The organism is Planococcus glaciei, from assembly GCF_900099655.1.
Lineage (GTDB): Bacteria > Bacillota > Bacilli > Bacillales_A > Planococcaceae > Planococcus > Planococcus glaciei.
The window spans coordinates 41,827-65,345 of record NZ_FNDC01000018.1; the positions used below are offsets into that span (position 1 = coordinate 41,827).

The 23,519-nt window shown below is 45.6% G+C and carries 25 protein-coding genes, 1 rRNA gene and 2 other annotated features; all 26 genes read right to left on the reverse strand.

All coding sequences use genetic code 11. The features are described from left to right. Positions 1–15 precede the first annotated feature (15 nt). Complete coding sequence (rpoB, locus tag BLQ32_RS17640) at positions 16–3,570, reverse strand: DNA-directed RNA polymerase subunit beta (RefSeq protein ID WP_074511499.1); 3,555 nt, start codon at positions 3,568–3,570, stop codon at positions 16–18. A gap of 215 nt (positions 3,571–3,785) precedes the next feature. Next, on the reverse strand, positions 3,786–4,388 hold the full coding sequence (locus BLQ32_RS17645) for a class I SAM-dependent methyltransferase (protein WP_053167081.1): 603 nt from the start codon (positions 4,386–4,388) through the stop codon (positions 3,786–3,788). Between the two features lie 114 nt (positions 4,389–4,502). Continuing rightward, on the reverse strand, positions 4,503–4,862 hold the full coding sequence (rplL, locus tag BLQ32_RS17650) for a 50S ribosomal protein L7/L12 (protein ID WP_036803859.1): 360 nt from the start codon (positions 4,860–4,862) through the stop codon (positions 4,503–4,505). 56 nt (positions 4,863–4,918) lie between these two features. Next, on the reverse strand, positions 4,919–5,419 hold the full coding sequence (gene rplJ, locus BLQ32_RS17655) for a 50S ribosomal protein L10 (RefSeq protein WP_074511501.1): 501 nt from the start codon (positions 5,417–5,419) through the stop codon (positions 4,919–4,921). A 36-nt stretch (positions 5,420–5,455) separates the two neighbouring features. Beyond that, positions 5,456–5,606: a sequence feature (ribosomal protein L10 leader region), on the reverse strand. A gap of 42 nt (positions 5,607–5,648) precedes the next feature. Then, positions 5,649–6,344: a 50S ribosomal protein L1 gene (rplA, locus tag BLQ32_RS17660; protein ID WP_036803855.1), complete on the reverse strand. Its 696-nt coding sequence runs from the start codon at positions 6,342–6,344 to the stop codon at positions 5,649–5,651. Between the two features lie 106 nt (positions 6,345–6,450). Then, complete coding sequence (rplK, locus tag BLQ32_RS17665) at positions 6,451–6,876, reverse strand: 50S ribosomal protein L11 (RefSeq protein WP_033542812.1); 426 nt, start codon at positions 6,874–6,876, stop codon at positions 6,451–6,453. A gap of 162 nt (positions 6,877–7,038) precedes the next feature. Beyond that, on the reverse strand, positions 7,039–7,572 hold the full coding sequence (gene nusG, locus BLQ32_RS17670; RefSeq protein WP_036803853.1) for a transcription termination/antitermination protein NusG: 534 nt from the start codon (positions 7,570–7,572) through the stop codon (positions 7,039–7,041). A 103-nt stretch (positions 7,573–7,675) separates the two neighbouring features. Then, positions 7,676–7,861, reverse strand: a complete 186-nt coding sequence (gene secE / locus BLQ32_RS17675) for a preprotein translocase subunit SecE (RefSeq protein ID WP_036803851.1) — start codon at positions 7,859–7,861, stop codon at positions 7,676–7,678. A gap of 59 nt (positions 7,862–7,920) precedes the next feature. Beyond that, the gene (gene rpmG / locus BLQ32_RS17680; RefSeq protein ID WP_074511505.1) at positions 7,921–8,067 is read right to left on the reverse strand and encodes a 50S ribosomal protein L33; all 147 of its coding nucleotides are present in this window, start codon (positions 8,065–8,067) and stop codon (positions 7,921–7,923) included. A gap of 70 nt (positions 8,068–8,137) precedes the next feature. Continuing rightward, positions 8,138–8,854 (reverse strand): RNA polymerase sporulation sigma factor SigH, encoded by a 717-nt coding sequence (sigH, locus tag BLQ32_RS17685; protein WP_412178101.1) that lies wholly within the window; start codon positions 8,852–8,854, stop codon positions 8,138–8,140. 4 nt (positions 8,855–8,858) lie between these two features. Continuing rightward, positions 8,859–9,368: an NYN domain-containing protein gene (locus BLQ32_RS17690; protein ID WP_036803847.1), complete on the reverse strand. Its 510-nt coding sequence runs from the start codon at positions 9,366–9,368 to the stop codon at positions 8,859–8,861. A gap of 4 nt (positions 9,369–9,372) precedes the next feature. After that, positions 9,373–10,125, reverse strand: a complete 753-nt coding sequence (rlmB, locus tag BLQ32_RS17695; RefSeq protein WP_074511507.1) for a 23S rRNA (guanosine(2251)-2'-O)-methyltransferase RlmB — start codon at positions 10,123–10,125, stop codon at positions 9,373–9,375. Then, positions 10,122–10,541: a Mini-ribonuclease 3 gene (locus tag BLQ32_RS17700; protein ID WP_036803841.1), complete on the reverse strand. Its 420-nt coding sequence runs from the start codon at positions 10,539–10,541 to the stop codon at positions 10,122–10,124. The genes rlmB and BLQ32_RS17700 overlap by 4 nt, the downstream gene beginning before the upstream one ends. Positions 10,542–10,545: 4 nt before the next feature. Next, on the reverse strand, positions 10,546–11,946 hold the full coding sequence (gene cysS, locus BLQ32_RS17705) for a cysteine--tRNA ligase (RefSeq protein ID WP_074511509.1): 1,401 nt from the start codon (positions 11,944–11,946) through the stop codon (positions 10,546–10,548). Beyond that, the gene (gene cysE, locus BLQ32_RS17710; RefSeq protein WP_074511511.1) at positions 11,943–12,605 is read right to left on the reverse strand and encodes a serine O-acetyltransferase; all 663 of its coding nucleotides are present in this window, start codon (positions 12,603–12,605) and stop codon (positions 11,943–11,945) included. Before cysE ends, cysS begins: the two co-directional genes overlap by 4 nt. Before the next feature lie 52 nt (positions 12,606–12,657). Beyond that, positions 12,658–12,876 (reverse strand) — a binding site (T-box leader). 63 nt (positions 12,877–12,939) lie between these two features. Beyond that, on the reverse strand, positions 12,940–14,403 hold the full coding sequence (gene gltX / locus BLQ32_RS17715; RefSeq protein WP_053167077.1) for a glutamate--tRNA ligase: 1,464 nt from the start codon (positions 14,401–14,403) through the stop codon (positions 12,940–12,942). Positions 14,404–14,443: 40 nt separating this feature from the next. Beyond that, positions 14,444–14,944: a 2-C-methyl-D-erythritol 2,4-cyclodiphosphate synthase gene (ispF, locus tag BLQ32_RS17720; protein ID WP_053167075.1), complete on the reverse strand. Its 501-nt coding sequence runs from the start codon at positions 14,942–14,944 to the stop codon at positions 14,444–14,446. After that, positions 14,941–15,636: a 2-C-methyl-D-erythritol 4-phosphate cytidylyltransferase gene (gene ispD, locus BLQ32_RS17725; RefSeq protein WP_074511513.1), complete on the reverse strand. Its 696-nt coding sequence runs from the start codon at positions 15,634–15,636 to the stop codon at positions 14,941–14,943. The genes ispF and ispD overlap by 4 nt, the downstream gene beginning before the upstream one ends. Before the next feature lie 13 nt (positions 15,637–15,649). After that, positions 15,650–16,753: a PIN/TRAM domain-containing protein gene (locus BLQ32_RS17730; RefSeq protein WP_074511514.1), complete on the reverse strand. Its 1,104-nt coding sequence runs from the start codon at positions 16,751–16,753 to the stop codon at positions 15,650–15,652. Between the two features lie 103 nt (positions 16,754–16,856). Beyond that, entirely contained in the window at positions 16,857–18,233 is a 1,377-nt protein-coding gene (gene radA / locus BLQ32_RS17735; RefSeq protein ID WP_036803828.1) for a DNA repair protein RadA, read from the reverse strand. 64 nt (positions 18,234–18,297) lie between these two features. Then, on the reverse strand, positions 18,298–20,745 hold the full coding sequence (gene clpC / locus BLQ32_RS17740) for an ATP-dependent protease ATP-binding subunit ClpC (protein ID WP_036803827.1): 2,448 nt from the start codon (positions 20,743–20,745) through the stop codon (positions 18,298–18,300). Further along, entirely contained in the window at positions 20,742–21,833 is a 1,092-nt protein-coding gene (gene mcsB / locus BLQ32_RS17745) for a protein-arginine kinase McsB (RefSeq protein WP_074511516.1), read from the reverse strand. Before mcsB ends, clpC begins: the two co-directional genes overlap by 4 nt. Then, the gene (locus BLQ32_RS17750) at positions 21,823–22,356 is read right to left on the reverse strand and encodes a UvrB/UvrC motif-containing protein (RefSeq protein WP_036803820.1); all 534 of its coding nucleotides are present in this window, start codon (positions 22,354–22,356) and stop codon (positions 21,823–21,825) included. The genes mcsB and BLQ32_RS17750 overlap by 11 nt, the downstream gene beginning before the upstream one ends. Before the next feature lie 11 nt (positions 22,357–22,367). Then, on the reverse strand, positions 22,368–22,838 hold the full coding sequence (locus BLQ32_RS17755; RefSeq protein ID WP_074511518.1) for a CtsR family transcriptional regulator: 471 nt from the start codon (positions 22,836–22,838) through the stop codon (positions 22,368–22,370). 156 nt (positions 22,839–22,994) lie between these two features. Continuing rightward, positions 22,995–23,240: a hypothetical protein gene (locus tag BLQ32_RS17760; protein ID WP_036803816.1), complete on the reverse strand. Its 246-nt coding sequence runs from the start codon at positions 23,238–23,240 to the stop codon at positions 22,995–22,997. Positions 23,241–23,402: 162 nt separating this feature from the next. After that, positions 23,403–23,518, reverse strand: a 5S ribosomal RNA gene (gene rrf / locus BLQ32_RS17765). Between the last annotated feature and the right edge of the window lies 1 nt (position 23,519).

A 23,519-nucleotide genomic window follows, 5' to 3' on the forward strand; every position in this document is an offset into this window, starting at 1 on the left:
GCTTCCAAAATTTTATCAATCAACTGTTCCAACAGGTGCTTCTGTATCTGCAATTGGCAGGATATTTAATGAATCCGCAGGCTGAAGGTCTTCTTCTTCATCCAAATCGCGCAATTCAATTTCTTCGTCGTCAATCGTCAACATTTTAACATCCATACCCAAACTTTGAAGTTCCTTGATCAAAACTTTGAATGATTCCGGAACGCTTGGCTCTGGAACACTCTCGCCTTTAACAATTGCTTCATAAGTTTTGACGCGTCCTACAACATCATCCGACTTCACCGTTAAGATTTCTTGGAGCGTGTGGGCAGCACCATATGCTTCAAGCGCCCAAACTTCCATCTCACCAAAACGCTGTCCACCGAATTGCGCTTTACCGCCAAGAGGCTGCTGCGTAACCAATGAATAAGGACCAGTAGAACGGGCGTGCAATTTATCATCGACCATGTGTGCAAGTTTGATCATGTACATGATCCCTACAGATACGCGGTTATCAAATGCTTCCCCTGAACGGCCGTCATAAAGAACGGTTTTTCCGTCGCGCGGCATGCCTGCTTCTTCCATTGTTTCCCACACGTCTTCTTCATTGGCTCCATCAAATACGGAAGATGCCATATGAATTCCAAGTGAACGGGATGCCATACCTAAGTGAAGCTCAAGTACTTGTCCGATGTTCATCCGTGATGGTACGCCAAGCGGGTTAAGCATGATGTCAACAGGAGTTCCGTCCGGCATAAACGGCATATCTTCTTCTGGAAGGATGCGTGAGATTACACCTTTGTTCCCGTGACGTCCGGCCATTTTATCGCCGACTTGGATTTTACGTTTTTGAACGATGTATGCGCGCACCAATTGGTTTACACCCGGTGGCAATTCATCGCCGTCTTCGCGGTTGAAAATTTTCACATCAAGGACGATTCCGCCGGCGCCGTGTGGCACTCGTAGAGACGTATCGCGCACTTCACGTGCTTTTTCACCGAAAATCGCGTGCAAGAGACGTTCTTCCGCTGTCAGTTCGGTAACCCCTTTTGGAGTGACTTTCCCAACAAGGATATCGCCATCTTTCACTTCTGCGCCGACACGGATGATTCCGCGGTCGTCAAGGTTGCGAAGCGCATCTTCACCGACATTCGGGATGTCGCGTGTGATTTCTTCCGGCCCAAGTTTCGTATCGCGCGAGTCTGATTCATATTCTTCAATATGGACAGATGTATACACATCATCTTTCACCAAACGCTCACTCATGATGATCGCATCTTCATAGTTGAAGCCGTCCCAAGTCATGAATGCTACTAATACGTTGCGGCCAAGTGCCATTTCCCCGCGTTCCATCGAAGGTCCATCTGCTAAAATATCACGTGGTGATACCCGGTCGCCGACTTTTACAATCGGACGTTGGTTATAGCTCGTTCCTTGGTTGGAGCGGACAAATTTCTGTAATTTATAAGATGTAAGATCGCCTTTCACTTCACGGCCATCCACTTCTTCAATACGGCGTACTTTGATTTCTCTCGCTTCAACTGATTCAACAATGCCGTCATATTTTGCAATGACTGCTGCTCCTGAATCACGTGCGGCCAAATGCTCCATCCCAGTCCCTACAAAAGGTGCTTCCGGATTTAACAATGGAACCGCCTGGCGCTGCATGTTCGCTCCCATCAATGCCCGGTTGGAGTCATCGTTTTCAAGGAACGGGATACACGCTGTCGCCACTGAAACGACTTGCTTCGGAGAAACGTCCATATAATCAATGCGGTTGCGTTTGATCAATGTGTTTTCCCCACGGAAACGTGCCACTACTTCTTCTTCTACGAACGACCCATCATCCGATAAGCGCGAGTTGGCCTGAGCCACTACGTAATTATCTTCTTCGTCAGCTGTCAAGTAGTCGATTTGCGGTGTTACGATTCCCGTTTCCGGGTCAACCCGGCGATAAGGTGTTTCAATGAAACCGAATTTGTTCACTTTCGCGAAAGTGGAAAGCGTGTTGATCAACCCGATGTTCGGACCCTCAGGTGTTTCAATCGGACACATACGGCCATAATGCGAGTAGTGAACGTCACGTACTTCAAAGCCGGCACGTTCACGCGTTAAACCACCAGGCCCAAGCGCTGATAGACGGCGTTTGTGCGTTAATTCGCCCAGCGGGTTTGTTTGGTCCATAAACTGGGAAAGCTGAGAACTACCAAAGAATTCTTTAATAGATGCAATAACCGGACGGATATTGATCAATTGCTGCGGTACGATTGCTTGTGTGTCATTAATTGACATCCGCTCACGTACAACACGTTCCATACGGGACAAACCGATGCGGAATTGGTTTTGCAGCAATTCCCCAACTGAACGAAGACGACGGTTACCCAGGTGATCGATGTCATCTGTGTTTCCAACTCCGTAAAGAAGGTTAAAGAAGTAACTGATGGATGAAATGATGTCAGCCTGCGTTACATGTTTGATCTTGTCTTCAATGTAAGCGTTGCTGATCACATTGATTTCTTTTTGGTTTTCATCATTTGGCGCATAGATCTTCACTGACTGCAATGTAACATCGCCTTCAAGAACGCCGCCTGTTTGAGAAACGGTATGGAAGTTAACGCCGCTTTCCAGGTAAGGAATCAAACGGTCCAAGACACGGCGGTCAATAACCGTACCTGCTTCAACCAAAATTTCGCCTGTTTCCGGATCCACTAATGTTTCCGCAATCGTCTGATTGAAAAGACGGTTTTTGATGTGAAGCTTTTTGTTCATTTTGTAGCGGCCCACATTTGCTAAGTCATAGCGTTTTGGGTCGAAGAAGCGTGAGTAAAGCAAGCTTTTCGCGCTTTCCACTGTTGGCGGTTCGCCCGGACGCAAGCGCTCATAAATTTCAAGCAACGCTTTTTCCGTGCTTTCCGTATTGTCTTTTTCAAGCGTATTTTGCAGGTATTCGTTGTCGCCAAGCAAATCAATGATTTCCTGGTCGGAGCCGAAACCAAGCGCTCTCAAAAGAACAGTCACCGGCAATTTACGCGTGCGGTCGATTCGGACATACACGACATCTTTTGCATCGGTTTCATATTCAAGCCAAGCACCACGGTTTGGAATAACCGTAGCTCCAAAGCCTTTTTTACCATTCTTGTCGGTTTTGTCGTGGAAGTAAACACTTGGTGAACGCACTAATTGAGAAACGATAACGCGTTCAGCGCCATTGATCACGAAAGTTCCGGTTTCAGTCATTAATGGGAAATCACCCATAAAGACGTCCTGTTCCTTCACTTCGTCTGTTTCTTTGTTGTGTAGACGCACTTTCACGCGAAGCGGCGCTGCGTAAGTAACGTCCCGTTCTTTCGATTCAGAGACTGGATACTTTGGTTCTGCGAGACTGTAATCAACAAACTCAAGCGATAGATTTCCAGTGAAATCTTCAATCGGTGAGATATCTCGGAACATTTCGCGCAATCCTTCTTCGAGGAACCACTCATAAGACGCTGATTGGATCTCAATCAGGTTAGGAAGTTCGAGCACTTCTTTAATTCTCGAAAAACTTCTACGTTGACGATGTTGCCCGTACTGAACTAGTTGACCTACCAACTTATTCACCCCTCAATAAAACGATTATAGGTCTTTGCGATTCCTACAAAATAGTGTATGATATCGAAAAGACAAAAAGAAAACGAGACTAAATTCATCCCATTTCCGGTTTACCCGTGATTAATACTGTCGCCATGCCATGCCCGAAAAAGGGCAAACGACCTCAAAATAATAAATTTTGCATTTCATTATAATAACATAGCCGTTTTGTCAAGTCAAACTTTTCTTGCCTCAAAAATAAAGTAACCTTTCTTTTTGTCAACCGTGCGACAATTCCCGAAAAGCCCTTCTAATTTCTCCTGAGTCGACGGAGCCCCTTGCTTTTTCTGTATGACTACCCACAACGAACCGCCATCCTGCAGTTTCCCATATGCTTCTTCATAGAAACGGAAGATCGTTTCCTTTCCTGCCCGGATTGGAGGATTGGTTAAAATGGAAGAAAATCCGTCCGCCTCGACCGAAGCCAAGCCGTCACTTTCATAAATCCGAACGTTTTGAATGCCGTTTTTTTCGGCATTTTTTTTTGCCAATTCGACTGCCCGCGTATTCACATCTACCATATGGACTTCTTTTTGAGGAAATGATTTTGCGATGGCCATTCCGATCGGTCCATACCCACAGCCGACGTCCAGAATCGGACCGTCTTGCGCCGCTTCTTCAAAAGTCTCAATCAATAATCGCGATCCGAAATCGACATCGCTTTTGCTGAATACACCCGTGTCTGTTTGGAAGTGGAATTTCTCGCCCCGCAATGTGTATGCCCATTCTTGAGGTTTGCTTTTTGTTTGAGGATTTTTGGAATAATAATGCTGTGACATTTGGAGCCCTCCTTACCTTTATCCGCTCATCCCGGACTGTTTGATCTAGAAAGAAGAAAAAAGCCCGCCGGAAAATACGGACGAGCTTTCTTTCTTATTCATAAATTGATGAAATTATTTAACTTCTACTGAAGCGCCAACTTCTTCAACTTTAGCTTTGATTTCTTCTGCTTCGTCTTTAGAAACGCCTTCTTTAAGTGCTTTAGGAGCTTCGTCAACTAGTGCTTTAGCTTCTTTCAAGCCTAGGCCAGTAACTTCGCGTACTGCTTTGATAACTTTGATTTTTTGGTCTCCAGCTGAAGTCAAGATTACGTCGAATTCAGTTTGCTCTTCAACAGCAGCACCGCCAGCAGCAGCTGCAGCAACAGGAGCAGCAGCAGTTACGCCGAACTCGTCTTCGATTGCTTTTACTAGGTCGTTAAGTTGAAGAACTGTCATTTCTTTGATTGCTTCTAAGATTTGTTCTTGTGTCATTATAGTTTCCTCCTATGGAAAGGTAATTTTTTTGTCTTGCTTATCCGGCTAACTTATTAAGCGCCTTGTTCTTCTTTGCTGTCTGCAACTGCTTTTGTAATAGCAGCGAAGTTGCGGACTGGTGCTTGTAGTACGCTGAGTAGCATAGAAAGTAGGCCTTCGCGTGATGGAAGTTCTGCCAATGCTTTCACATCTTCAGCAGATGATACAGTACCTTCGATGATACCCGCTTTAATTTCAAGCGCTTCGTTCTTTTTAGCGAAATCATTGATGATTCTCGCTGGCGCTACTACATCTTCGTTTGAAAATGCAATGGCGTTTGGTCCTGTCAAGTGTTCGTTGATTGCTTCTAGTCCGTGCATTTCTGTAGCACGGCGAGTCATTGAGTTTTTGTAAACTTTAAACTCAACGCCTGCTTCACGAAGCTGTTTACGAAGTTCTGTTACTTGCGCAACGTTCAAACCACGGTAATCGACAACTACAACAGAAGCTGCAGCACCGAATTTGTCAGCGATCGTTTGCACAACTACTTTTTTCGTTTCAACTGCTTTGGTCATTTGGGCACCTCCTATAGATTTTTCATTCGTACCGGTACGTCCATAAGAAAAGCCTCTGGTCTTTTTACAGACACAGAGGCATAAGATCAGCATCAATAAAGATGTTATCTGAATTCATCATGTCCTCGGCAGGGATAAATTAAGCGGCTGGCGCCCCTGCTGTCTGCGGTACAAATATACATTTCACAACTCCGCTATTGTAGCAAAGGCGAAACGGTTTGTCAAACTCTTATTTTCCTACAGTAGTAGAATCCACTTTAACAGCAGGTCCCATAGTAGTAGTTACGTTAAGAGATTTGATGTAAGTTCCTTTAGCAGAAGATGGCTTCGCTTTAAGGACTACATCGTAGATCGCTTCTAAGTTTTCAGCAAGTTTGCTGTCATCGAAAGAAACTTTTCCGATTGGCGCATGGATGATACCTGTTTTGTCTGCACGGTATTCCACTTTACCAGCTTTGATTTCCTGAACAGCTTTTGTTACATCAAATGTAACTGTGCCTGTTTTAGGGTTTGGCATTAAGCCTTTTGGTCCTAAAACGCGTCCAAGTTTACCAACTTCACCCATCATATCAGGAGTTGCTACGATCACGTCGAAGTCAAACCATCCTTGTTGGATTTTTTGGATATATTCAGCATCGCCAACAAAGTCAGCGCCTGCAGCTTCAGCTTCTTTAAGTTTGTCGCCTTTTGCGAAAACCAATACGCTTTGAGTTTTACCAGTACCGTTTGGAAGCACTACTGCTCCACGGATTTGCTGGTCGTTCTTGCGCGTGTCGATTCCTAGACGGAAAGCTACCTCTACTGTTGCATCGAAGTTCACTGTGCTTGCTTTTTTCGCAAGTTCGATTGCTTCTTTAGCTTCGTATAGTTTTGAACGGTCGATCAATTTTGCTGCTTCTTGCAGCTTTTTGCCTGTTTTAGCCATTTTAAACGTCCTCCTTGTTGTGGTCTAACGGTTTTAAACCTCCCACGATTAAAGGCTGCGTGGTTCACTTGGAACTCACGCAACCCATCCAAAAACAACTACTGTATTAGTCTTCGATTGTAATGCCCATGCTGCGAGCAGTACCTTCAACCATCAACATTGCAGCTTCAACTGAAGCAGCATTTAGATCTGGCATTTTAGTCTCTGCGATTTCGCGAACTTTGTCGCGTTTCACAGTCGCTACTTTATTGCGGTTCGGTTCGCCTGAACCTGATTCAATACCGGCTGCTACTTTAAGTAGTACAGCTGCGGGTGGAGTTTTCGTAATGAAAGTAAATGAACGGTCTTCAAATACCGAAATCTCAACTGGAATGATCAGTCCTGCTTGATCTGCCGTACGCGCGTTGAACTCTTTACAGAAGCCCATGATGTTAACACCTGCTTGACCCAATGCTGGACCAACTGGTGGCGCTGGATTAGCTTTTGCTGCAGGGATCTGCAATTTTACAACTTTAATCACTTTTTTAGCCACGAAACACACCTCCTTAAGTCCGTGATGTGGTAATAGGGTTTCCCCTCCCACTCAATATCTCTGTCAACTATGTTGATAGAATTAGTTATCTTGTACAAATTGTCTGATGACAGTCTGACCTATGAAATAATACCACTTCCCAAGCGGAATAGCAAGTGGCTTTTATACTTTTTGTACTTGATCGAAATCAAGTTCCATTTTTGTCTCGCGTCCGAAAATATCAATCGAGACTTTAACCTTGCCTTTGGTCTCGTCGATTTCTTCGACTTTCCCTTGGAAGTTCGCAAATGGCCCTTCCATCACTTCTACTGTATCGCTGACTGCAAAGTTGATTTCCACCTTGCGTGAAGTCATGCCCATCTGTTTCAAGATGAACTCCACTTCTTCATCCAATAGAGGCGTCGGTTTCGCTCCACCGCCTGATGAACCGATAAAGCCGGTTACACCCGGAGTGTTTCTAACCACGTACCAAGATTCGTCTGTCATGATCAATTCCACCAAAACGTACCCAGGGAAAGTTTTGCGCATGACTGTGCGTTTTTTGCCGTCTTTAAAATCTGTTTCCTGTTCCTCTGGAATGATGACGCGGAAGATCAAATCTTCCATGCCCATTGTTTCTACACGTTTTTCCAAGTTCGCTTTTACCTTGTTCTCGTAACCGGAATACGTATGGACTACATACCAATTTTTCTCCATATTCGTGCGGACTGTACGTCCATCCCTCCTTTTTTCCCAAATGAAAAAACCCGTTCTCAAAAACTGACGGGCTATTTTTTACCTGTTATTCTTGATGATCACATTAAAGTGCTAAGAACCATCGGAACAATTCTGAAATCACTGTATCAACCAATGCAAAGAAAAGAGCCATAAAGATTACAGTTGAAAGAACGACGATTGTATAACGAGTCAATTCTTTTCGTTTAGGCCAGCTTACTTTTCTCATTTCCGAAACGACATTCTTGAAGAAACTGCCAATGTTGCCCATTGTTTAAAAAACCTCCGAAATTCAAAATTACTCTATATCGTTCGGCCTTGACTTAAAATTCATAACGTTTGTTTATGCACGGTATGCCCATTGCAATGAGCACAGAATTTTTTAAGTTCCAAACGTGTGCCGGATTCCGATTGTCCTGGAACCGTATAATTGCGGGATGCACATTTCGAGCAGCTTAAGACGATTTTTTTAGCCATTTTTCTCACCCTATTCGAGTTTCCAGCTTTTTCAAGGGTATCACCTTAAAAGTCAACTGTCAACTGCACTTTACGACATGCGCGTCTCATCGAATTGAAGGTGCCGCTCCAGCTTTCGCTTGACTCGCTGAAGGGCGTTGTCGATTGATTTCACGTGGCGTTCGAGCTTTTCGGAGATTTCCTGATACGATTGGCCGTCCAGATAAAGGGCCAGGACTTCGCGTTCCAAATCGCTCAGCACTTCTCCCATCTTGGCTTCCATATAAAGAAATTCCTCGTTGTTGATCATCATCTCTTCCGGATCGTCAGCGCCGTTCCCAGTCAATACGTCCATCAGCGTCCGGTCCGATTCCTCGTCGTAAATCGGCTTGTCGAGAGAAACATAGGAATTTAGCGGAATATGCTTTTGGCGGGTGGCGGTTTTAATCGCGGTAATGATTTGGCGGATAATGCACAATTCAGCGAACGCCCGGAACGAAGACAATTTGTCGCTTCTAAAATCCCGGATCGCTTTGTATAAGCCGATCATGCCTTCTTGGATAATGTCTTCTTTGTCAGCACCAATCAGAAAATAGGAGCGGGCCTTCATGCGGACGAAATGCCGAAACTTCGTGATTAAAAAATCCAGGGCTTCAGTGTTTCCGCTGTGGACTAAACTAACAAGTTCTTCATCTGTCATTTCTGTGAATCGCTGGGCTTGAACTTGCTCATGATTTACCACGGCTATCCCTCCGGTTGCGCGAGCCTCGATACCAACAGTATACAGGAAGCAAAAATTGAGCGTCAACCTATCATTTCTGCCCACGTCTCCATTTTTCAAAAACTTCTGTCACTTCATCCGAAAGTGAAATCTTGGAAAATGCCCGCTGCTCCTGGATTTCTTTCACTTTTTTTGAAATATTCTGTTGTATTTCATCCATCTCAATTTTTAATTCCCTAGCAGAAATTCTTAGAGCCCCTTTGCCGAATATCACGCGTTGTTCCGTCATATCGGACGTAGCCACATGAATCTGGTCCCGGCGGTTGCTTAAGCTTGTTGCCAGCTTTTCAATCCGCTCATCTGCCGTTTCGCTTTCTTTCGTGTAAATCACTTCAATATCGTGCCGCTTGTTTTTCGCTTCTATCCCAGGGACCAGATGGGCGTCAAATACAATAATGACGCGCCACCCTTTATAGCTCTGGTACTCGGCCATTTGCTCAATAAGCCGGTCCCGGGCATCGGCAAGCTTTTCTTTTTTCAATTCCTTCAGTTCTGACCAGTCTCCAATGATGTTATATCCATCAACCAGTAGAATGTCCATGGCATCAACCCAGCAGATTGCGCTTCCTATAGACTTCGTACATCAAAAGGCTAGCGGCAACAGAGGCATTCAATGATGTCACGTGGCCAACCATCGGCAACTGATACAAAAAATCGCATTTATCGCGGAGGATCCGGCTCATGCCTTTTCCTTCGCTGCCAATGATGACCGCAAGCGGCAATCCGGCATCCATATTGCGGTAATCCGTGGATTCCTTGGCGTCCGTCCCGGCAATCCAAACACCGCGTTTTTTCAATTCATCCACCACTTGCGACAGATTATTGACCCGCACGACCGGCACGTGTTCAATGGCGCCTGTTGAAGATTTCGCTACAACTGCAGTCAGGCCGACTGCCCGCCGTTTCGGAATGATGATGCCATGAACTCCGATGGCATCGGCCGTTCTCATGATTGACCCCAAGTTATGCGGATCTTCCAGTTCATCGAGTATCAAAAAGAAAGGATCTTCCGAACGCGCTTCAGCTGCTTTAAACAAATCTTCCAGTTCCGCATAATTGTAAGCCGCCACTGCTGCTGCAATGCCTTGGTGATTGGAGTCTGTCAGCCCGTCTATTTTTTTCTTCGGAACAAACTGGACCAACACGCCTTTCTCTTTTGCCAGCTGCAGCAATTCTGTGATTCCTTTTTTCTGGACGCCTTCTGCCACCCAGATTTTGTTGACATCCCGGTCAGCGCGCAATGCTTCCAGTACAGGGTTTTTGCCGCCGATGATTTCCGGTGTTAATTCCTCGCTCATTTGACCACTCCTCTCAGCTCTTCTACGATATCGATCGCATACGCAATAATTTCATCGACCCGCTCCTGCTGCTCTTTTAAATACAGCCAGCCGAGCACCGCTTCAAATGCGGTACTGAAATTATAGGTCTGGACATCGGTGTTTTTCGGCACCGAGCCCGATTTCGCGTTGCGGCCTCTTCTCATGACAGCCAGTTCCGCTTCGGTCAAAAACTCTTCTTCCGTCAAGCGCTTCAACACCATCGCTTGCGCTTTGGCCGAAACGAATGTTGTCGACTGGCGGTGAAGGATATTCGGTTTTGCACGGCCTGAACGCAGGAGATGCTCACGCACCGCCTGTTCATAAACCGCATCGCCCATATAGGCAAGCGCCAGCGCATTCAATTGGTCAACGTCGCTGTTTCGTAATACGTTCACGCCGTTACCCCCTTTTCCAACGCGTGCCTTGCGCTGTATCTTCTAAGATGATGTTCTTTTCCTTAAACAAATCACGGATTTCATCCGCTCTGGCAAAATCACGGTTTTTGCGGGCTTCAATCCGCTCTGCCAAAAGTGCTTCCACTTCCGCATCCAATAGTTCCTCTTCTTGTTTAAACGGCAATCCAAGAACATTCATCAGTTCATCGAACATGGCAATGAACGCCTCAAGCACTTCGGAAGCTGTCTGTTTTTCCAGTAAGTACGTATTGGACAAGCGGGATAAATCAAAGATTTTCGAAATGCCGGCTGCTGTATTGAAATCATCGTCCATTGTTTCAATGAAAGCTTCTCGGATGCCGTTGATTTTTGCCAGCCAAATATCGGAATGATCCCCTAGATCAGCAGACGTTTCCAATCGATGCTTCAAATTCGCATAGGCGGTGCGCAAGCGTTCAAGGCCTGCAATCGCATCCTCTACCAAGCTTTGGGAATAGTTGATTGGATGGCGGTAATGCACCGATAGCATAAACATGCGAAGCACTTGCGGATCCAGCTCTTTTAGAATGTCATTGACCAGCACGAAGTTGTTCAGCGACTTGGACATTTTTTCGTTGTCGATATTGATGTAGCCGTTGTGCATCCAGTAGCGGGCAAATGTCTTGCCTGTCAGTGCTTCCGACTGGGCAATTTCATTTTCATGGTGCGGGAACGTTAAATCCTGTCCGCCAGCATGGATGTCAATCGTATCTCCTAAATGCTCACGTGCCATGACGGAACATTCGATATGCCAGCCAGGGCGTCCTGCTCCCCATGGGCTTTCCCATGAGATCTCGCCAGGTTTTGCCGATTTCCATAATGCGAAATCCAAGGCGTCTTCTTTTTTATCGCCGGTTTCAATGCGGGCGCCGATTTTCAGTTCATCAACCGATTGATGCGACAATTTGCCGTAGCCTTCGAATTTGCGGGTCCGGTAGTAGATGTCTCCCTGTGATTCATACGCATAGCCTTTTTCAACCAACACTTCGATAAAATCGATAATTTGCGGGATATGGTCCATTACGCGCGGGTGGACATCCGCTTCTGCACAGCCAAGCGCTTTTGTGTCTTCAAAATAGGCCTTGATAAACCGTTCGGCAATCTGCGGCACTTCCTCACCCAGCTCGTTGGCTGCTCGGATCAATTTATCATCGACATCTGTGAAATTGGAAACGTACGTCACATCAAATCCACGGTAAGCAAGGTAGCGGCGAACCGTGTCATATACAATCACCGGCCGCGCATTGCCGATATGGATGTAGTTGTACACCGTCGGGCCACACACATACATTTTTACTTTTCCCTCTTCCAACGGGATAAACTCTTCTTTTTGGCGTGTTAACGAATTAAAAATTTGAATCGTCATTTGGAGCTACCTTCTTTCTTCAATGCATTTTTCAACTGGTTAATTTCCCGTTCCATAGCGGCGATTTTCAGTTCCATCGACTCGCATTTGTCCATCACCGGATCCGGCATATTCTGATGATTCAAATCCGGCTTTACTTTCACGCCGTCCTGAATGACGACTTTTCCCGGTATGCCGACAACGGTTGCGTTTGCCGGTACATTCTTCAACACCACAGAACCTGCTCCCACTTTGGAATTGGCCCCAATGACAATCGACCCGAGAACTTTCGCACCGGTCGCCACCAGTACATTGTCTTCCAATGTCGGATGGCGCTTGCCACGTTCTTTCCCGGTTCCGCCGAGGGTCACTCCCTGGTACAGTGTGACGTTGTCGCCGATGATGCAGGTCTCTCCAATCACGACCCCCATGCCATGGTCAATAAAAAAGCGGCGGCCAATCATAGCGCCCGGATGGATTTCAATGCCGGTAAAAAAGCGGCTGATTTGCGAAATGACACGAGCGATAAAAAACAACTTCTTCTTGAAAAAGAAATGTGCCAGCCGGTGCGCCCAAATGGCGTGCAAACCGGAATAGGTCAAGATGACTTCCAAATAGCTCCGGGCCGCTGGGTCTTGTTCGAAGATGACATCGACATCATCTTTTAATAGTTTCCACACAATTCCCGTCTCCTTTCTTGAGCAAAATAAAAAGCGCCCCTGTCAATTAAATGACAGAGACGCATCGTTGCGCGGTTCCACTCTGATTAGAAAGGCAAAAGCACCTTTCTCTCTTGAACACCTTTAACGCAGGCGGTACGTCTGGTCTACTTGATTCGACTCAGCACTCGGAGAGGCATTTCGATGCAGCAGCGGCCCGGATCACTTTCAGCCGGTGATGATCCTCTCTTTGGAGCTTGCTGCATGTACTTCTTCTCGTCAACGATTTCCTAATAGTAAGTCCATTTTACACGTTTGGACCGATAAGTCAATTTTATCCGCTTTTGCTCTAAGCTTACGCTTTAACAAATTGGGAAACGCGGGCAATTGATTTCTCTTTGCCCAATAAAGCGATCGAATCCGGCAATTCCGGGCCATGCGATTGGCCGGTTGTGACAACACGGATCGGCATGAACAAGTTTTTGCCTTTATGGCCGGTCGCTTTTTGCACCGCTTTGATGGCTGCTTTGATTTCTGCCGGTTCGAAGGTTTCCAGTGATTCCAGCTGCTCTTTAAAAGCCGCCATCACTTCCGGAACTTGTTCTCCTGCCAATACTTCCTGTTCAGCTTCACCGTAAGACAGCTCATCTGAGAAGAACAAATCAGACAGTTCCACAATCTCCGCACCGAAGCTCATTTGGTCGTGGTACAAAGCAATCAGTTTTTCAGCCCAGGCTGCTTGTTCTTCGGTTAACGCTTCAGGCAATTTGCCGGCTTTTTGCAAATGAGGAAGCGACAGCTTCACCACTTCTTCCAGCGGCAATTGCTTGATGTATTGGTTGTTCATCCACATCAATTTTTGCTTATCAAACATAGATGGCGATTTCGACAAACGCTTCACATCGAAAATGCGGATCAATTCTTCTTTCGAGAAGATTTCCTCTTCGCCTTCCGGAGACCAGCCGAGCAGCGCAAAGAAATTGAATAGCGCTTCCGGGATATAGCCCAGTTCTTTGTACTGGGAAATAAACTGCAAAATCGACTCATCGCGTTTTGACAGTTTTTTGCGGTCTTCGTTGATGATCAATGTCATATGGCCAAATGATGGGTATTCCCATCCAAAGGCATCAAAAACCATCAATTGTTTCGGTGTGTTCGACAAATGCTCTTCCCCGCGGAAAATATGCGTCATTTTCATCAAATGATCGTCTATAACAACGGCAAAGTTGTATGTCGGGATGCCGTTTGTTTTAACCAGCACCCAGTCACCCACATCTTTCGATTCGAAAGAAACCGTACCGCGAACCAAGTCTTCAAACTCATACGTTACGTCGGCCGGCACTTTCATGCGGAGCGTATACGGCAAACCAGCTGCTTCTTTTTCTGCCACTTCTTCAGCTGTCAAATTGCGGCAAGTGCCTGCGTATTGCGGTGCAGCAATGCCTGATGCTTTTTGCGCTTCACGTTCTGCTTCCAGTTTTTCCGGTGTACAGAAACATTTATAAGCCGTGCCGTTTTCAAGCATTTCGGCAGCATAGCCTTTATAAATATCCAAACGTTCCATTTGGCGATACGGACCATACTCTCCGCCAATATCCACGGACTCATCGTAATCAATGCCAAGCCATTTCAAATTGTCCAGCTGGGACAACTCGCCTGCTTCGATATTGCGGGCAATATCGGTATCTTCAATACGGACGATAAATTTGCCGTTGTGGTGGCGTGCATATAAATAATTGAAAAGCGCTGTGCGGGCACCGCCGATATGTAAATGGCCAGTCGGGCTTGGCGCATAGCGTACGCGTACTTCTTGTGTCATCTTTTTTCCTCCTAAATGAATAACAGTATCTCCTATTCTATCACTCTGGCGCGTCCAGTGAAAGCGGGCGTTCCACCAACAAGATCACAGCAAGAGCCGCAATGCCTTCTTCGCGTCCGGTAAATCCAAGGTGTTCAGAAGTTGTTGCTTTGACATTTACCTGGGAAATATCTGCTTCCAGCAAAGTCGCAATCGATTCGCGCATCTGTTCAATAAATGGTGCCAGTTTCGGTTTTTGGGCGATAACCGTGCAATCCACATTGCCAAGTTCATAGCCCTGTTCTTTCACGTATTGCCAAATATGCGTCAATAATTTTCTGGAGTCAGCGTCTTTGAATTCCGGATCCGTATCCGGGAAATGCTTGCCAATGTCTCCTCCGCCAATTGCACCGAGTGCTGCATCTGTAATCGTGTGAAGCAAAACATCTGCATCCGAATGTCCGAGCAAGCCCCGGTCATGAGGGATCTCAATCCCCCCTAAAATGAAAGGTCTCCCTTCCGCTAACTGATGTACATCATAACCTTGTCCAATCCGCATCATCTTTGCCCCTCCTGTATCTGGCTTTCCAAAATGGCTTTGCCATAAATCAAATCTTCCGGTGTCGTCATTTTCACATTTTCATACGTGCTTTCCACTATTTGCACGGGATGGTTCAAGCGCTCTACAAGCATTGCTTCGTCCGTTCCCAAAAATCCGTCTTCCACAGCTGCTTTGGCCGCTTTTAAAATCAGTTCATACGTAAACGCCTGAGGGGTTTGCACCATCCACAGCGCATTGCGGTCGACGGTCTCCGTAATAATTCCGTTGTCCGCTTTTTTGATGGTGTCTTTTACCGGCACCGCTGCAATGGCAGCGCCGCACGTATTAGCCGTCTCAACCAGACGCGTAATGACATCTTGCGAGATAAACGGTCGCGCCGCATCATGCACCAGCACAACGCCACAGGGCGGAATCGCTTCAAGACAAGCCCGCACACTGTCCTGCCGCTCCATTCCGCCGTCTGCATAGCCGTGAACTTTTGTAATCTTGTATTTCGTCACATACTGATCGATGATTTGCCGTTCTTCTTCTTTCACCGCAAGCCAAATAGCTTCACACGCTGGATCTTGTTGAAACACTTCCAGCGTGTAAAGAAAAATCGGCTTGTCAAAAAGCTCGAGCAATAATTTGTTTTTATTTGCTTTCATTCGTTTCCCGCTGCCTGCAGCAGGCAAGACGACTGTATAGTTCATATTGTTACATCCTTTATCCATTCATTGAGGCTTGGCGGCCTTCACGAGGTTTCGCAAAAATCATGCGCCCTGCAGAAGTCTGCAGCACACTCGTCACAGTCACATCTATAGCCTGCCCAATATACCCTTTTCCATCTTCAATAACAATCATTGTACCATCATCCAAATACGCCACGCCTTGATTTTGCTCTTTGCCGTCTTTAATGACCACTACATGCATGTCTTCACCCGGGATAACCACAGGTTTTACCGCATTGGCCAAATCATTGATATTTAAAACAGGAACATTGTGCAATTCGCAGACTTTATTCAAGTTAAAATCATTGGTGACCACTTGGCCGCCCATTTTCTTCGCCGCGCGCATCAGTTTCAAGTCCACTTCACTGACTTCATCAAAATTTTCTTCCGTAATCATAATAGCACCTTCGCGCTCACTTTGGAGGCGTTTTAAAATATCCAAGCCGCGCCGGCCGCGCGTCCGCTTCAACGTATCGGAAGAATCGGCAATGTGCTGCAGTTCCGACAGTACGAATTGGGGTACCACAAACGTGCCTTCCATGAACCCGGTAGCGGAGATGTCGGCAATCCGGCCATCAATGATCACACTGGTATCGAGCAGTTTATACGAAACTTTTTCAACAGGCGGTGCTTCAATTTCCGTTTTCTTATTTGCCGAAACCAATCTTTGGGGAGTGAGCATCGAAATGATCTCTTCCCGCTTTTGGAATCCTACGGCAAAACCCAAATATCCGAGTACAACGGATAAAATAATTGGTGCGGCTGTAGCAACGATTGGAATATCAATGGTATTCAAAGCAAATCCGATTAGAAACGCAACGACCAACCCAATGATGAGTCCGATTGTCCCGAACAATAAATCCGGTGTCGGGGCATGAAGCAGCTTTTCTTCCATCCACTTCATAAACTTCACAATTAAATCCGCAAATAATAAAGACAATACAAAGAAAATAAGCGCGCCGATTAAGGCTGAAACGATTGCATTATTGATCCAGGGGCTGTCGGGAATAGGGATAAGTTCAAATACGTAAGGAAAAAATATGATTCCAACTGCAGCGCCAATCAGCAAAAACAAAATCTGGATAATCTTTTTTAACATAGACTCCACCTCCTTTTTTATAATTATACACATTTTGCATGAGAAAGGCTTTCAGGACCCTTGTTAGAATAAGGAAAAGAAAAAGGAGGCACCAAGTGCCCCCTCATTGTGGAAAAATTTCTTTTAATGCATCATTTACACTTTCAACGCCAATGACCCGAATGCCTTCCGGATAATCCCAGCCGCCTAAGTTGGAAGCAGGAACAATCGCGCGTTTAAACCCAAGTTTTGCTGCTTCCTGGACCCGCTGTTCAATCCGCGAGACCCGGCGCACTTCACCTGTCAGCCCGACTTCGCCGATGATGCAGTCATACACATTCGGCGCTTTATCGCGGTAGCTTGAAACAATACTTGCAAGCACCGCCAAATCGATTGCCGGTTCGTCAAGCTTCACGCCGCCGGCCACTTTGATATAAGCATCCTGTGCCTGCAAAAGCATGCCTGCGCGTTTTTCCAGCACCGCCATGATCAGCGAAACACGGTTTTGATCAATTCCTGTTGCCATCCGTTTGGGATAGTTGAAGCTTGAAGGCGTAACCAGTGCCTGAATCTCCACGAGAATCGGACGGGTCCCTTCCATCGAAGCGACAACCGTTGACCCTGCTGCACCGCTCGACCGCTCCTGCAAAAACAGCTCCGACGGATTCAAGACTTCTTTCAAGCCGCTTTGCAGCATTTCAAAAATCGCAATTTCATTCGTTGAACCAAAGCGGTTTTTCACGCTGCGCAAAATACGGTACGTATGATGGCGCTCGCCTTCAAAATAAAGCACGGTATCCACCATATGCTCAAGAATCCGCGGCCCGGCAATCTGCCCTTCTTTCGTAACGTGGCCAACCAGGAAAATCGCGATATTTTTTGTTTTCGCAATGCGCATCAATTCTGCTGTACTTTCCCGGACTTGCGTCACGCTTCCCGGTGCTGAAGTCACTTCCGGGTGATGGACCGTTTGGATAGAGTCGACCACTACAAAATCAGGCGCTACTTCTTCTATGGTATGGTGAATCAATTCCAGATTGGTTTCTGCATAGATATACAATTCCGAAGAAGACGCATCCAATCGTTCTGCACGCAACTTGGTCTGGCGGATGGATTCCTCTCCTGAAATATACAAGACGCGGCTGCCGCTATTGGCCAGCATTGCCGAAACTTGAAGCAGCAAGGTGGATTTCCCGATTCCCGGGTCTCCACCGATCAATACCAGTGAACCCGGCACAATGCCGCCGCCAAGCACGCGGTTCAGCTCGCCCATTTTCGTCTCTACGCGCGGTTCTTCCTGGGTTTTAATCGAGTTGATCGGTGTCGCTTTTTGGGAAACAGTAGCGGAATGCTGGAAGGCACCGCGCGTTCCTTTAGGAGCTGCCACTTCTACTTCCTCGACCATTTGGTTCCACTCGCCGCATCCAGGGCATTTGCCCATCCATTTCACTGACTCATAACCGCACGATTGGCAAATAAACTTCGTTTTTTTCTTAGCCATGTGTGGCCTCCTTTTCCAAATAAAAACGCCCGCCGAAGTCCGGCGAGCGGATTGTTTAACTTATTTATTTTGTTTCAGTTGCAATCGGTTCTTTCGTACGGACCACAAAATCATCATCTTCGACATCAAACACAATTCGTTGACCCGCAATGGCTGTTCCTTTTAACAATTCTTCAGACAAACGGTCTTCGACATGTTTTTGAAGTGCACGGCGAAGTGGACGTGCTCCGTATTCAGGATCATACCCTTCTTGTGCCACTTTTTCAAGCGCTGCTTCTGTCAATTCCAAATCGATGTTTTGCTCTTTCAAACGATCCGTCAATTGTTTCGACATCAAGTTCACAATCTCTCTCAAGTTCTCTCTTTCAAGTGAGTGGAACACGATCATGTCATCGATACGGTTCAAGAACTCAGGGCGGAAGGCTTTTTTCAACTCAGCCAACATTTTGCCTTTCATGTCTTTGTAATCCGTTTTCGCATCTTCCAAGTTGAAACCAACGTATTTGTTGTATTTCAGCTCTTCAGCACCAACGTTTGAAGTCATGATAATCACGGTATTGCGGAAATCGACTCTGCGCCCTTTGGAGTCTGTCAAACGGCCATCTTCAAGCACTTGCAATAGAATGTTGAAGACATCCGGATGCGCTTTTTCAATTTCATCTAGCAAGACGACGGAATAAGGTTTTCTGCGGACTTTTTCAGTCAGCTGACCGCCTTCTTCATAACCGACATAACCTGGAGGCGATCCGACAAGGCGTGACGTCGAATGTCTTTCCATGTACTCGGACATATCAATGCGGATCATTGCGTCTTCATCGCCGAACATCGATTCAGCAAGTGCACGGGCAAGTTCTGTTTTACCAACACCAGTAGGCCCAAGGAAGATGAACGAACCAATTGGACGTTTCGGATCTTTCAATCCGGCACGCGCGCGGCGAATCGCTTTTGAAATCGACGTTACCGCTTCTTCCTGGCCAATTACGCGGTTGTGAAGAATTTCTTCCAAGTTCAACAGTTTCTCAGACTCGGTTTGCGCCAGCTTGGAAACCGGAATGCCAGTCCACATCGATACCACTTTCGCAATGTCCTCGACTGTTACTTCAGATTCTTCTTTGCCTTGCTTTTCTTTCCATTCTTTTTTCGTTTTATCCAATTGATCTTTTAATTTTTGTTCAGCATCGCGCAAAGAAGCTGCCTTTTCAAACTCTTGGCTTTGCACTGCTTCGTTTTTCTCAGAACGGGCTGCATCCAGCTTTGCTTCAAGCTCTTTCAAATCTGGTGGAGTGGTATATGAGCGAAGTCTTACTTTAGAACCTGCTTCATCGATCAAGTCAATCGCTTTATCCGGCAAGAACCGGTCCGAAATGTAACGGTCGGACATTTTTGCTGCCGCTTCAATCGCTTCATCCGTAATTTTCACCCGGTGATGCGCTTCGTAACGGTCGCGAAGCCCTCTAATAATCAAGATTGTTTCGTCTACTGACGGCTCATCTACTTGAATCGGCTGGAAACGGCGTTCAAGAGCTGCATCTTTTTCAATGTATTTGCGGTATTCATCTAATGTTGTCGCACCAATACATTGCAGTTCGCCGCGTGAAAGAGAAGGTTTTAAGATGTTTGATGCGTCAATCGCACCTTCTGCTCCCCCTGCACCGATCAATGTATGCAACTCATCGATAAAGAGAATGACATTGCCGGCTTGGCGAATTTCGTCCATCACTTTTTTCAGGCGATCTTCAAATTCTCCGCGGTATTTGGTACCTGCAACGACAGTTCCCATATCCAGCACCATCACGCGTTTGTCGCGTAAAGTTTCCGGCACTTCATTGTTAACAATTTGCTGTGCCAATCCTTCAGCAATCGCTGTCTTACCGACACCAGGTTCACCGATTAGTACCGGGTTGTTTTTCGTACGGCGGCTCAACACTTCAATAACACGCGTAATTTCCTGGCTCCTTCCGATAACCGGATCCAAGCTTCCTTCACGTGCCACTTGAGTCAAATCACGAGCTAAACCATCTAAAGTTGGCGTGTTGGCAGAAGCATTCGGGCTGCTTCCAGTAGATGCCTGCTCATTGCTACCTAGCAATTGCAAGACTTGCTGACGCGCTTTGTTCAAGCTGACGCCGGCATTTCCTAATACACGTGCCGCTACGCCTTCACCTTCACGGATCAACGCAAGCAGTAAATGTTCGGTTCCGATATAAGAATGGCCCAATTTGCGTGACTCATCTACAGACAGTTCAATTACTTTTTTAGCTCGAGGTGTATAGTGAACGATTGGGCCGACATCTTTTTCGCCGACGCCTACAAGCTCTTTAACGCCTTCTTCGATCAACTGCGTATTAACTTCGATTGCCTCTAAAGCTTTAGCAGCAATGCCGCCGCCTTCACGAATTAAACCAAGCAAAATATGCTCTGTTCCAATTGATTCATGTTTCATGCGAATAGCTTCTTCTTGAGCTAATTGAAGCACTTTTTGTGCGCGTTGTGTAAATCGATTAAACATCATGCGAATTCCTCTCCTTCATAGGTTGCATTTTCTTTATTCAAACGCTCGCGGAATAATTTCGCGCGGGCAACATCACGTTCTTTGGGCTGCAGCGGTTTTCCAGCATATTGCTGAAGAAACGCCGGCTGCATAAAAATCATTAATTCATTCAGAATGGACATGTCCATATCTTTAATCATTTTTAAATCAATGCCTAAGCGGACATCCGACAAACAAGTTGCTGCTTCTTCCGTAGACAATAAACGGGAATGGGTCAGTGTTCCAAGAGACCGGTAAATCCGGTCCTCTAAAGCAAGAGGAGAATTGTTTAAAATAGCTTCTCTAGCTAACCGCTCCTGGTGAATAATCTGTTCGGTCATATTCTGCAAATCCTGTAAAATATCATATTCCGACTTCCCAAGAGTCATTTGGTTGGAAATTTGATAGACATTGCCTAGAGCTTCACTGCCTTCTCCGTAAATACCTCTTACGACCATTCCTAAACGTGAAATTGCTGGAATAATGCGCGTAATCTGATGGGACATCGTCAAGGCCGGCAAATGCAGCATAACAGAAGCTCTCATTCCTGTTCCGGTATTCGTAGGGCAGCTGGTCAAATAACCGAACTTTTCATGGAAGGCATAAGAGAGATTTTTTTCCAGCAAAGAATCCAATTGGTTGGCTGCCTGATAAGCTTCTTGCAAATGGAACCCCGACTGCAGACTTTGTATCCGCAAATGGTCCTCTTCATTGACCATGACACTAAGCTCTTCATTTTCTGACAGCAGGACTGATCCTGAATGTGTACCATTTGCCAAGTAGGGGCTGATCAAGTGTTTCTCAACCAATACTTCCCTTTGCAGCTTAGGGGTTTCCTGTATATTAATATGTGTAAACGAATGATTCAACTCATGTGCTTTATCAAGGAGAACAGAAGACACTTCTTTATCCACTTTCAGTGCCTCATCTTCAGAAAACGAATAAGGGAATTTAAAGTCACTTAAATTGCGTGCCAGCCGGATGCGTGTGCTCATGGCAATATCGACATTTTCGCCATCATTTGCCATCCAACTGCTGGCTCTAGGCTGCAAAAAACGTTCAATTGCCATCCGGGACACCTCCTTCAAGCTGAAGGTTTAATTCTTTGATTTCATCGCGGAATTTTGCTGCTTCTTCAAAATTCTCATTTTGAATTGAAACGTGCATGAGCTTTCTTAATTCTTCTATCTCTTTTCGTATCTTTAATGTGCTGCCATAAGAAGCAGGAATTTTTCCGGCATGTTCAAAATTACTATTGTGAAGCCGTTTAAAAATGTTTTCTAGTTGTGGTTCAAAGGCTTCATAACAAGTTGCACAACCGAATTTTCCCAGCTCCAAAAACTTTGTGAAAGTAAATCCGCAAGAAGGACAAACCGCCACTTCTTTTTTCACTGGACTTACTGAGGTTTGCTGTTTAGGAAACCAATTAGACAACAATTGATGAATAGCCATAGGGTCTTGTTCAAAAACAAAATTTAAGTTGTGGTTTTCAGCAGCACAGACGTGACATAAATGACGCTCCGTCATCTGTCCCTGCATCTTTTGTTTAACAATTACGGAAGCAGGACGTTCTCCGCATTGATCGCAAATCATTTTATCACCCCTTATGTGTTTGACTGATACTTTAAAGTAAAGAGCATCGCTATAAGTATCCTTGCCCTTACTTCATCTCGAACCGGCAAAGGCAAAAGCAAAGTGGAGCGGTCGATGGCACTTAAGATTAATTTCGCTTCTCGTTTGGATACGACCTCTTCATCCAAGAGCCGAAAAACAATGTCTTCTGCCATGCTCTGAGTAGCTCCATTTTCCAGGCGGCCGATAATGTCAGAAATTACATCAGCTTTCTGATGCATCCTGATCCGCTTGATGCGGATATAGCCGCCCCCTCCTCTTTTGCTTTCAACCAAATAGCCCCTATCTACCGTAAACCTAGTGTTAATTACATAGTTTATTTGAGAAGGCACACATTGAAATTTTTCTGCTACTTCATTTCGTTTTATTTCAATATGGTCTCTCTCGCTTAATTCGATAACTTCTTTCAAATAACCTTCAATCACGTCTGAAATATTCCGCATCGCCTTCACCTCTTCGATACATAATACGTCAAAAGCTGACTTTGACTATATTTGACTTTATTATACACTATGCATTTTAAGGAATTCAAATAGAACGATTTGGAGAAGGCATACGTCAAAAAAGCCTTGAGAAAAATCTCAAGGCTTTTACATATACTATTCTTTATCTAATATTCGTTTCATAAAATCTTTTGCGTGACTCGAAATCGACCTAGTTTCTTCTTCACGGTATTTAGTCAGCCATTTTGTTCCTTCACGCCAAACTTCGACTACATCGCCTTCGGTAACATCATGTGTAAAATCGGTTACTGGAAAAGTGTACTGATCAGTGTCTCCATTGATAGGGGTTAACAAAGCCGTTCTTTTATCAATTGTCTCTACTTTATATAATCCCGGTTTCATCACCATCACCTCTCTTAAGCTTTTCCCGTAAAACAGAAAGTTCAATCCTTAGAAAGAAATTAACCAAAAATAATCACTTATGCTTATTTCTTTTTGAATAAGCGATAAAGAAAACACAAAAAAAGCCGCCGCCGGAAATACCGGCAACGGCTTTTTTTCTTGGCCCAGCAATGTCCTACTCTCACAGGGGGAAACCCCCAACTACCATCGGCGCAAAAGAGCTTAACTTCCGTGTTCGGGATGGGAACGGGTGTGGCCTCTTTGCCATCATCACTGGAC